This window comes from Clostridium grantii DSM 8605 (assembly GCF_900129965.1).
Classification (GTDB): Bacteria; Bacillota; Clostridia; order Clostridiales; family Clostridiaceae; genus Clostridium_AF; species Clostridium_AF grantii.
Map to the genome: position 1 here is coordinate 105,063 of NZ_FQXM01000008.1, position 11,673 is coordinate 116,735.

Genomic DNA, 11,673 nt, shown 5'->3' on the forward strand with positions numbered 1-11,673 from the left:
CACTAAAAGTTTATTTTTAAAACTTTTAGTGCTTTTTTATTATCCTTTATAAACAAATTTTAATAATATAAACTATGAGCTTTAATAGTACTTATTGAGAGGATATAAATGAAAAATACAAAAATAACATGTAATTTAGAAAATAAAATAGTTGATTCTCTTCTTCCTGAAATAAAAATATCTTGGAATCTACGAACATTAGATCTTCAACAAGTAAAAGAAATAAAATTATATTTAGATAATAAAAGATTATTTCCTAAAGTTGATAAAAATTTTTTCAAGTTTTTACCTGAAAATGAACTCAAAATTGGAAAACATAAAATCAAAATAAAAATACAGCTTTCTAATGGCAAAAAAGAAAGATATGATTTTTCCTTTAAAGTAAATACCCTTGATAGTCCCTATAATCATTACTATGGTATACCTCATTGCCATACATCTATATCCACAGGTAAAGGAACTCCCAAAGAAGCTTTAACTCAAGCCTATGATAATGCTTTAAATTTTATAATCATAACCGACCACTACAAAGGATTAAAATCTAATTACAGCAACAATAACTCAATCTCTAATTGGGATAAATTAAAGGATGCATGTTTTCGTTTCAATAAAAAACATCATGATTTTTTAGCCCTTTATGGATACGAAATAAAAGGTATTGTTGATAATCATATCAATGTTTTATTTTCCACTGAATTAATAAATAATTTGAAAAATCTAGATAGATTAAAAAATTTAGAAAATATAGATAAAAATATTATCGTTGCTATTAACCATCCTCAAAAAAAAATCAGTGAATTAAAATTTAACCCTAGTTTAAATAATACCATACGGCTATTGGAAGTATGTAATGGTTCTCCACCTTTTAAATATAAGGAATATTACAATATATATTTTAAAATGTTAGATCACGGATGGAAACTGGCCCCTATAAACTCTCAAGATAACCACCTTAAAAACTGGGGAAATACTGATAATTTGACAGTAGTGCTTGCAAATAGACTTAGTGAAAAATCTTTTTGTAACGCATTAAAAAAAAGACGAACTTATTCAACTGAAAGCAAATCCTTTAAATTAGAATTTATAGCCAACGATAAATGGATGGGCAGTACTATTTCCCCTTTTAATGGTGATGAAGTTCATATTTATATAAAAGCTTGCGATAAAATAAATAAAGTCACTTCTATTCAGTTATACTCAAATAATAGTAAAAAAATATTTGACTATTCTTATAATTCTAACTCAGTTGAAATAAATGAAAAGATTAAAGCTTCCTCAATGGATTGGTTTGTTGTAAAAGTAAATTTAGAAGGTAATCTTTCTGCTTTATCTTCGGCCATTTATGTAATATAAATGACTTGATTTTTCTTACAAAAACAATTAGAACTTATTATTTCAAATAATAAGTTCTTTTAAATAATTGATTTTTTTATAATCTTTCACATTTTACACTTTATCGTACTCTTTTTTTCTATTTTTATAGTAAACAATCTTCAAATTATTTCTTTTTGCTATTTCAGCTGCTAAGTATATTTTGCTGCCAATAGAATCTTCGTGATGAGCATCTGAACCAATTGTTACATATTTACCGCCCAATTCTCTATACCTTTCACATAATAACTTTGTATTATTAATTGCACTAGGCATACCTAATCTTCTTGTATTTATTTCTAAACTAATATCTCTTAAAATTAATTCTTTAAATACTCCATCAATATAATCACTAAATCCTTTATAGTATATTTCAGTATCTTTATAACTAGCATATCTACATATATAGTCTATATGCGCCAAAGAATCAATATAAGGATTATCCTTTATACATTCAATTATATATTCTAAGTAATTCTCATACATTTGTTGTTTTGAATAATTTTGATATAGCTCTTTAGCTGCGTATAAATCTAATCCATCATATTCATGAATAGCACCTAGTATATAATCGAAGTTATATTTTTTCTCCAATATTTTATATTCATAAGTCTTATTTTTACTTAATCCAAATTCAATACCTAATAAGAAATTCTCATCTCTTAACTCATTATACTTTTTAAAATATTTATCCAAATCACATTTAAACTCATTTTCTTCTGGATAATTTAAATCCACATGTTCCGTAGTAATAATACTAATATTTAATTGTTTTCTTTTCTCTAAGGCATGCTCAATTTTCATTTTTGAATCTGATGAAAAATCACTGTGTACATGTGTATCAAACATATAACCACTCTCCTTATATATAACAAAAACAACAAAACTTAGTTTTGCTGTTCTATTTTTTACTTTTTATTTTTTTTAGCTTTCTTGCCTTTTTTTGTTTCAATAACTTCCATATTGGAATTCTTTAATCTTGTTGGTTTTGCTTTAGACTTAATAACTACATTTTTACCATCTTTGTTTGATACAACCTTTGATTGCATACGTTTGTTTAAGCCAGCCAAATCCATAAACCACATAAATAAAATGACAAAAGTACCTGAATAAACATATTGCCACCAACTGCCAAGTATACTAACATTCTTCACAAAAAAGTTTGGTAGAATAAATACTATAATAGCCATTATAAGCACTATCCATTTATTGATTTTAATCTTATCTAAAAGATATATCTTCAAAAAATTGTAGGCTATTAATACAACAACTACTAATGCTAACATTTTTAAAATTAAATAAACCCAATCCATTAACAACCCTCCTCAAAATACCTCTTCTTCTATTATACAATGATAATTATATATATCAAGTAAATAAAGCAAATATTCTCTCCCAAATATGCAAATAATCCTCCCTAAATTATGCTGTGTTTTTCTCAAAAACATTAAATTATTCATAATTCCAACAAATGTTCTCTTAATGCAATTATCAATTTTGTAATATAGCGACTCTATTTTGTTACTTTATTAATATTGCATTCTTATAACTATAAATGTTATAATTTATTATAATAACATCATGTTTATTTTGATAAATTATCAATATTTTTGGTATAATATTATTGCAATTAAAAAAATTGAGGTGAATTTTATGAATTTGAATATAAACGGATTAGACGAATTAGATCTTCAAATATTAGAAATATTAATTAAAGACTCTAGAACTCCTTATTTGGAAATAGCTAGAAAGTGCCATGTGAGTGGAGGTACCATCCATGTTAGAATGAAAAAAATGGAGGAAATGGGTATTATTAAAGGCACAAAACTTATTTTAAATACCGCTAGACTTGGTTTTGATGTTTGCTGTTTTATCGGTGTTTATCTAGACAAAGCCTCCTCTTACAATCATGTTTTAGATCAATTGAATCAAATCAATGAAATTGTTGAATTACACTATACTACAGGAGATTATTCTGTTTTTGCAAAAGTTATTTGTAGAAATATCTCAGATTTACAAAGCCTTTTAATGAATAAAATCCAACCAATTGATGGTATTCAGCGTACTGATACCTTTATATCATTATCTCAACCAATAGATAGAAATATTCAATTGTAATACGCCCTTTTTTTGCTTATCATCATAACATCTTCTAAAAATAAAAAAATATATATTTTTTACTAAACACTTATATTTTTTTTAAATTTACGAATACTATATTTGTAAATTTTTTTTAAAGGAGATGTTTTATATGAAAGCATTAGACATAACTGCACTCATTTTAGTAATCATTGGGGCTGTTAACTGGGGATTAATTGGATTTTTCAGATTTGACCTAGTAGCTGCACTATTTGGGGAATTGACTGCATTTAGTAGAGTTGTATATGCTTTAGTTGGAATTGCAGGATTATATGCAATATCTTTCTTTGGCAAAGATAATGAAACAAGAGATATAAAGTAGTTTAATACTAATTTTCTTCTCTAAAGCTGCTGATATTTTCAGTAGCTTTTTATAATATGCTTAACTTTTCTAATTTATAGTATTGACAAACATAATTATTAGGTATATCATTTATATAAATTAAAGATTTAATTTCTTTGATCAGGATTAGTAGCTATAAATCTAGTCACAGAGAGTTGAGGATGGTGGAATCTCAATACAATGTTTTATTGTGAATGGCCCTGTTAGAAGTAAACCGAAATTCATTTTTTATGAAGAGTAGTATTTACCGTGTTGGCACGTTATAGCCATAGGATATTTTTGTATCTGAAATGAGATATACTATTTGTTGTATTTTCAATTATTTTAATAGTATAATTTAGGTGGCAACGCGAATTAATACTTCGCCCTATTGTATAGGGCGGAGTTTTTTTTGTATTTAATTTTAAAAGTAAAGGAGATGATTAATTTGTTGTGAACTTATAAACTCTTAAATAAAGGCTTTAGCATCTTAGAAAATAAAAACATAATTATAAGGGGAGAAATCAAAATGAATAAAAATTTTAAAAAACAAATTACTCACTCACTTTTATTAGCTATAGGAACAATAATCAACATCATAATGCCTGGCTTTTTAGGAGGAATCAAACCTGATTTTATATTATTAATTTTACTTATGATTATATTATTAGACTCCGATTATAAAACTGCATTATTAACAGGAATAGTTGCTGGACTTTTAGGAGCTTTAACTACATCCTTCCCTGGAGGGCAAATTCCGAATTTAATTGATAAAATCATTATATCTCATTTAACATTTTTGTGTCTGATTCCTTTAAGAAAGTATAATACTGTCAATAATATAAAAGCAATTATCCTTTGCTTATTAGGAACTGTAGTAAGTGGCACAGTTTTTCTATCTACTGCATTAATTCTATTTGGTTTACCAGCACCTTTTAAAATATTACTTATTTCTGTTGTATTACCTACAGCTCTAGTTAATGCTATATTATCACCTATACTTTTAAATATATTATCTAAATCATTAAGAATATCTAATTCAAAAATATATGATACAAAAATTATACAAAGCTAACCAGTTTATAACTTTTCATCTACTCACTTGCTTTTGTATATGTTACTATAAATTTTAAAAAAATTTGAAAAGGAGGCAATTTATTATGTATAACAAAGAAACAGGTTTTTATGGGGATTTTGGAGGTAGATTTGTACCTGATAATTTGAGCGGTATTTTGGAAGAAGTTAAGGAAGCTTTTTTCACTTATAAGGATGATGAAGATTTCAAAAAGGAATTGCAGTACTATAATAAGAATTATGTTGGTCGACCTAGTCCACTTTATTTTGCTGAAAGATTAACTAATAAAATTGGTGGTGCTAAAATTTATCTTAAAAGAGAAGATTTAAATCATACTGGGGCACATAAAATTAACAACACAATAGGTCAAGCATTACTTGCAAAAAAATTAGGTAAGAAAAGAATAATTGCAGAAACTGGTGCTGGTCAACATGGTGTAGCAACTGCAACTGTATGTTCTTTGTTTGATATGGAATGTATAATATATATGGGTGAAGAAGACACAAGAAGACAAGCTTTGAATGTATTCAGAATGGAGCTTTTAGGCGCAAAAGTAATTCCAGTAACTAAAGGTATGAGAACATTAAAAGAAGCTGTTGATGAAGCTCTAGGAGACCTTATAGTGAACTATGAAGATACGTATTATATGCTTGGTTCAGCAGTTGGTCCTGACCCCTATCCTGAAATGGTTAATTACTTTCAATCAGTTATAGGTAATGAAGCCAAAGAACAAATTTTAGAAGCTGAAGGATGTTTACCTGATTACCTAGTTGCTTGTGTTGGTGGTGGAAGTAATGCCATTGGATTATTCTCCCCTTTCTATAATGATTCAAGTGTAAAATTTGTAGGAGTAGAGCCTTCCGGAAAAGGATTAGATACCGATATGCATGCTGCCTCTTTAACTTTAGGTACACCAGGAATTATTCACGGCTTCAAATGTTATGTACTTCAAGATGAAGTTGGCGAACCACTGCCAGTATACTCAGTTTCCGCTGGTTTAGATTATCCAGGTGTTGGACCTGAACATTCTTTCTATAAAGACTCAAACAGAGCAGAATACGTTACGATAACAGATGAAGAAGCTATAGAGGCATTCCAAGAACTTTCAAAAGTTGAAGGTATAATTCCTGCTATAGAAAGTGCTCATGCTATTGCTCATGCTATAAAACTAGCAGCAGAACTTGATAGTTCAAAAACTATTATCATAAATTTATCTGGACGTGGAGATAAAGATGTACAGGAAATAGCTAGTATAATAGCTAAATAAAAACATACTTATGTTTTTATTAGTTTTGATTCATCATTGAGAAAAATTGCGAACTAACTCGTAGCGGGGCGGTTTCCACGCCGCCCCGCTATACCTATAAATTACATATATAATATTGATAAAAAATACAAAATACAGAAAGTAGTATAATATTTTCATTACGATTTTACTGTAATTGTAATTTTATTGGGAAACAGCAGGCGGGCATGGAAACCCGCCCCTACAAATAATCACTTCGCCTTCTAACCTTATTATAAATTAAAATAATATCAATAATAAAACTAAGCTTCTACTTTCTTTCCTACAAATCTAACAATTACACCAATTATAACAATGTCTATTGGTAAAATCAACCAAATAGGCATTCCTAACCCTGCTGGAATATAACCACATATTACAGCTACTGCTGCAACTACTAAAGCATAATATAATTGGGTTTTCACGTGGTCTAAATGGTCAGCTGCTGCTCCCATAGAAGACAATATAGTTGTATCAGAAATCGGAGAACAATGGTCCCCAAAAATTGCACCTGTTAATACCGCACTAATAGCTACAACTACAAATGAATGTGTTGGGTCTAAAGCATATGCTAATGGTATTGTTAATGGCATTAATATACCCATGGTTCCATATGAAGTGCCCGTCGCAAAAGAAATAATAGATCCTAATATAAATATTAAAGATGGTAATAAGAATGCCGGGAATTTAATTGCCAAAACTTTTTCAACCAAATAAACAGCTGTCCCTAATTCTTTAATAACTGCACTTAATGACCAAGCTAATAAAAGTATTACTCCAGTTATTAATAATGACTTCATTCCTGATACCCATGTATCAATAGCTTCACTTACAGTGAAAATCTTTTGTGATACTCCCATTATCATAGCCACTATACCTGATAATAAAGCCGCTTGAAATAATACTATAGCAGCATCAGAAGCCCCAAAGCACTCACGAATTGCATAAGAAGAAACTGGTCTTGTCTTTAATAACTCTATCAATACAGTATCTTCTCCACCTGAGATAGCTACATATCCATTATAATAAAATCCTGCAAAAGCTCCTACAACTAAAACTAAAATTGGAACTAAAGCATTTGAAACCTTTAATTTTATACCCTCAACAGGTTGTAAATCTGTTGCTTCATCAGATATCATTGGTTTTGCACCATCTCTTAAAACTTTTCCAGTCTCTCTTGCTCTTCTTTCTGCTGTAAGCATAGGTCCAAATTCTCTTAGCATGACTGCAGTAAAAACTATAAAAACTAGAATTAATATATTATAAAATCTATATGGAATTGTTTCAATAAATATATTATATGGTTTGATAGTCACTCCTTGAAGTGCATCAATTGATTCAAAACCATCTTTTATAAGTCCCAGTTCATATCCTACCCAAGTAGAAATCAATGCTATCCCTGCTATAGGCGCTGCTGTAGCATCTACTATAAATGATAACTTTTCTCTAGAAATTTTCATTTTATCTGTAATTGGTCTCATTATAGGTCCTACAATTAATGAATTTGCATAATCATCAAAGAATACACATATACCTAAAAACCATGTAATAAGCTGCGCACTTGTTTTTGTTTTTGCTTTCTTTGATAATGATTCAGCAATTGCTTTTGCCCCACCCATTTTAGTGATTAAAGCAATCATTCCTCCAATAGCGAGACACTGCAATATAATACCTGCATTCCATGGATCTGCTAAAGAACCAAGTATCTCTTCTATTACTCTTAAAAATCCATAAAAAATACCCGAAAAAATATTTATTCCATTTAAATTAAGTAAAAATGCCCCTGAAAAAACTCCTACAAATAAAGATAAAACAACATTTTTTGTTATGAATGCTAGTACAATTGCAATCAACGGTGGTAATAAAGTAAAAATCCCAAACTTAATAGCATTTGCTTGTTGAACCTCTTGGTCTACAGCTAAAACCGTTGTAGCAAATATAAATAGAAATAATACTAATGATGTAATAAAAATACTTTTTCTTTTCAAAATATTCCCTCCTTTATTTAAATCATCTATGCCTGCAGACGCAACAAAAAATGTGTCGAGATAAGCTCAACACATTATATATACTTAATTATTCATATAATTAATAATAGCCCTCCACAGAATTGTGACAGTCTTACACATATTATATGCAACACCAATATACATCCTTAAAGCATAAGATATATATTTCGGCGACAAATCCTTTTCCAAAGTTTCACAGCGCTTAACTCCCCTTTGGTACTCTTAATTATCGCACCTCTACCTAATAGTATTTGATTTTATTTATACCTAAATATTATATTATAATTTATACACTGTCAACAAATATTTTACATTTTGTTCAAACTAAATTAACAACTTATTGTATTGCCACAAAAATTTACTTTACAGAACCCAACATACCTTCCACAAAACTCTTTTGTAACAAGAAGAATATTAAAAGTGTAGGTAAAGTAGCAATAACTATAGCCATCATTATAACCCCATATTCTGGAAAATAAGCTGATGATAAAGACGATATAACTAAAGTAATAGTCTTTTGTTTGTCTGACTGTAATATGATAAGTGGCCATAGAAAGTTATTCCAACTAGTCATAAATGCTATTATTCCAGCTGCTGCATAAGTAGATTTCATAGTTGGTACATAGATATAAAAGAATATCTGCCATTCATTAAGACCATCTACTCTAGCTGCTTGTATAAGTTCTTTAGGAAAAGACTTTGTATTTTGTCTAAAAAAGAAAATCATAAAAGCCGTTGCAACTGTTGGCAAGATAACTGCAATATGACTATCAAGCAATCCCATTTTGGTAAAAAATTTAAATAAAGGAATCATTAATGCAGCAAAAGGAACCATCATGGTCAATAAAATAACTGAATAAAACTTATCTTTTATTTTAGATTTATAAATTTCAAACCCATATCCTGCAAAAGAGGAAATAAAAAGTAATAACAGTGTAGAAATGATAGATATTTTTGCTGAGTTCCATAGAACTCTACCCAAATCAGTCATTTCTAATAATTTCTTAAAATTATTTAAAAACTCAGTTCCTGGTGTCATTTTCCCAACAATAATATCTTTTGCTGAATTGGTAGCCCCTATCACCATCCAAACAAATGGGAATATAGATACAAAAGCTGCTATACTCAAAAATATATATTTAATCGTTCCTTTTACTTTATACATTATCATCACCTGCCACTTTAAATTGAATTATAGATAATACAGCTATAATAATCACAATAACGTAAGATACAGTGGCCGCATATCCAAAATTAGGTACATACTTAAAGGATAAATCATAAATATATTGTGATAAAGTAAGTGTTGCACTTAATGAAGATGTTGACGCTCCACCACTAGTCAAATTTACTACCTCATCAAACAATTGAAGTGTACCAATAGTAGACATTATGGAAGTAAATAATACAATTGGCTTTAACATTGGAATAGTAATAGCCTTGAACTGTCTAAATTTACTTGCTCCATCAATTTCAGCTGCTTCATATATAGAAGGATCAATATTTTGTAAACCAGCTAAATAGAAAATCATATTATATCCTGTCCATCTCCAAGTTATAGCAATAATTACAGTAACCTTTGCCCAAAATGGATCAGATAACCATGCAATAGGCGTATTTATTATATGAATGCTTGTTAAAATCGTATTTACTAATCCATCTGCGCCAAACATACTTTTAAATAATATAGAATAAGCAACTAATGATGTAACACAAGGTAAAAATATGGCTGTTCTAAAAAAACCTCTAAACTTTAATTTTTTATCGTTCAATAGTACCGCAAAAAAGATTGCGCAAGTTAACATAATAGGTACTTGAAAAATAAAATATATAAAAGTATTCTTTAATGCAGTTATAAAAACCGGGTCAGAAAATAATCTTTTAATATTACCTAACCCATTAAACGTATAAACCACGCCTTTACCTGACATAGTAGATAATATTAATGAACTAATTATAGGATAAACACTAAAGAGGCCAACAAGCACTAATGATATTATTACAAATGTCCAACCAGTAAGATTTTTTTTTAAACTTTTAATGTTCATAATTATCTTCCTTTCTAAAAAAATAAAGGGAAACATCACTTTCCCTTTATTTAATATAACTTTATAGAAATTTGCTTCAAATTATAATTATTGAATTTGTGATTTAACTTGATCTTCAGCATTTTTTAAAGCTTCATCTATTGATCCACCGCCGTAAACTGAAGTCATGTTTGCAAAGATTGCTGCATCAGCTTCATAAGTGTACATTCCATAGTTTAATGCTGGTATTTCTTGCATCCATTTAGACATATCCTCATATACTTTTTGTCCACCAAAGAAAGAATCTTCTGCTGAATAAGCTTCTCCTGTTTGTGAAGGAATATAAGAACAAACAGCTCCTTGACCAACTAGAATTTCTTGATAAAAATCAACATTTGAAGCATAACTTTTGTTTAAGAAATCAACTGCTGTATCAGCAACTTTTGAACTTGATAATACATACCAGCTTGATCCGCCAAGATTGGATGCATTAACTGCACCATCTAAGTTTAATCTAGGTGTTGTTGCAACTGCCCATTTTCCTTCTTGTGTAGCTTCTGCTTTAACTGATCCAGTAATCCATACCCCTGTAGTTATAGAAGCAACATCTCCAGAGTTAATAGCTCCTACCCATTCTCCCCAACCAGAAGTTGTTTTAGTAATTCCTGAATCAAATAATTCTTTATAAATTCTCATAGCTTCTTTAATAGCCGCATTATTAGCCATATCTACTTCACCTTTTTCATTGAAGTACCAAGAACCTGCTGAGTTCATCATAACTCTCATTAATCCACCATCATTAGGGTCTAAAGCTAACATTTGTTTTCCTGTTTTTTCTAAAACTACTTTACCTATTTCAATAAATTCATCCCAAGTAAGGTTTTGTAAATCTTCTGCTTTATATCCTGCTTCTTCTAAATAATCACTTCTGTAGTAGAATCCAGTAACCCCAGAATCAAAAGGTACACTATAAACTTTATCTTCAAATGTAGATAATGCAACTTTATAAGGTGCAAAATCCGAATAATTCATTTTACCAGTCAAGTCTTCAAAACTACCTGGATAAGATTCTAAATATTTTTGTGCATTATAATCTTCAATTAAAACTATATCTGGTAAACCGTCTGTCAAACCTGAAGCTAAATTAGTGTGTAATTTTTGTTCTAAATCGCCTTTGGCAAATTCCACAATTTCGATTTCAACATTTGGATTTTCAGCTGCATAAAGTTCTTTAGCTTTATCCATAATTGCGATGTTGAAGTTTGGATCCCATGCCCAAATAGTAATTTTTTGATTTTCTTCTACAGCTACATCATTTTTCTCACCTTCATTACTTGCAGTTTCATTTTTAGTTCCGCAAGCTGCTAACGAAACCACTAAAAGTGAAGATAAAAGTACAGATAAAAATTTTTTCATAAAAATTCCCCCCAGAAATTTATTTTAGA

The 11,673-nt window shown here is 29.2% G+C and carries 11 protein-coding genes, 1 riboswitch and 1 other annotated feature; of the genes, 5 read left to right on the forward strand and 6 right to left on the reverse strand.

Annotated elements, in window-relative coordinates; genetic code table 11:
- Positions 1-108: 108 nt before the first annotated feature.
- Positions 109-1,353, forward strand: coding sequence for a CehA/McbA family metallohydrolase (locus BUB83_RS08930; RefSeq protein ID WP_084133479.1), 1,245 nt, complete (start codon positions 109-111; stop codon positions 1,351-1,353).
- A 93-nt stretch (positions 1,354-1,446) separates the two neighbouring features.
- On the opposite strand, the gene BUB83_RS08935 is transcribed toward BUB83_RS08930, so the two are convergent.
- Together BUB83_RS08935 and BUB83_RS08940 are read right to left on the reverse strand one after the other, a co-directional pair.
- The gene (locus BUB83_RS08935) at positions 1,447-2,220 is read right to left on the reverse strand and encodes a histidinol-phosphatase HisJ family protein (RefSeq protein WP_073338113.1); all 774 of its coding nucleotides are present in this window, start codon (positions 2,218-2,220) and stop codon (positions 1,447-1,449) included.
- A 59-nt stretch (positions 2,221-2,279) separates the two neighbouring features.
- Entirely contained in the window at positions 2,280-2,684 is a 405-nt protein-coding gene (locus BUB83_RS08940; protein WP_073338114.1) for a hypothetical protein, read from the reverse strand.
- 340 nt (positions 2,685-3,024) lie between these two features.
- On the opposite strand from BUB83_RS08940, the gene BUB83_RS08945 reads away from it, so the two are divergent.
- The 4 genes from BUB83_RS08945 to trpB all read left to right on the forward strand — a co-directional run bounded on the left by BUB83_RS08945 (position 3,025) and on the right by trpB (position 6,174).
- On the forward strand, positions 3,025-3,489 hold the full coding sequence (locus BUB83_RS08945) for an Lrp/AsnC ligand binding domain-containing protein (RefSeq protein WP_073338115.1): 465 nt from the start codon (positions 3,025-3,027) through the stop codon (positions 3,487-3,489).
- 133 nt (positions 3,490-3,622) lie between these two features.
- Positions 3,623-3,832, forward strand: coding sequence for a DUF378 domain-containing protein (locus BUB83_RS08950; protein ID WP_073338116.1), 210 nt, complete (start codon positions 3,623-3,625; stop codon positions 3,830-3,832).
- A 128-nt stretch (positions 3,833-3,960) separates the two neighbouring features.
- Positions 3,961-4,226, forward strand: a binding site (T-box leader).
- A 135-nt stretch (positions 4,227-4,361) separates the two neighbouring features.
- Positions 4,362-4,907 (forward strand): tryptophan transporter, encoded by a 546-nt coding sequence (locus tag BUB83_RS08955; RefSeq protein ID WP_073338117.1) that lies wholly within the window; start codon positions 4,362-4,364, stop codon positions 4,905-4,907.
- A gap of 85 nt (positions 4,908-4,992) precedes the next feature.
- Entirely contained in the window at positions 4,993-6,174 is a 1,182-nt protein-coding gene (gene trpB, locus BUB83_RS08960) for a tryptophan synthase subunit beta (protein WP_073338118.1), read from the forward strand.
- 281 nt (positions 6,175-6,455) lie between these two features.
- Here trpB and BUB83_RS08965 read toward each other — a convergent pair whose 3' ends face one another.
- The 4 genes from BUB83_RS08965 to BUB83_RS08980 form a co-directional block, all read right to left on the reverse strand.
- On the reverse strand, positions 6,456-8,210 hold the full coding sequence (locus BUB83_RS08965) for a Na+/H+ antiporter NhaC family protein (RefSeq protein ID WP_341465347.1): 1,755 nt from the start codon (positions 8,208-8,210) through the stop codon (positions 6,456-6,458).
- A gap of 69 nt (positions 8,211-8,279) precedes the next feature.
- Positions 8,280-8,449, reverse strand: a riboswitch (Lysine riboswitch).
- Positions 8,450-8,559: 110 nt separating this feature from the next.
- Positions 8,560-9,372 carry a carbohydrate ABC transporter permease gene (locus BUB83_RS08970; protein ID WP_423231141.1) on the reverse strand — a complete coding sequence of 271 codons (813 nt, stop codon included), beginning with the start codon at positions 9,370-9,372 and terminating at the stop codon, positions 8,560-8,562.
- Positions 9,359-10,249, reverse strand: coding sequence for a carbohydrate ABC transporter permease (locus tag BUB83_RS08975; RefSeq protein ID WP_073338120.1), 891 nt, complete (start codon positions 10,247-10,249; stop codon positions 9,359-9,361). The genes BUB83_RS08970 and BUB83_RS08975 overlap by 14 nt, the downstream gene beginning before the upstream one ends.
- 87 nt (positions 10,250-10,336) lie before the next feature.
- Positions 10,337-11,644 carry an ABC transporter substrate-binding protein gene (locus BUB83_RS08980; RefSeq protein WP_073338121.1) on the reverse strand — a complete coding sequence of 436 codons (1,308 nt, stop codon included), beginning with the start codon at positions 11,642-11,644 and terminating at the stop codon, positions 10,337-10,339.
- Between the last annotated feature and the right edge of the window lie 29 nt (positions 11,645-11,673).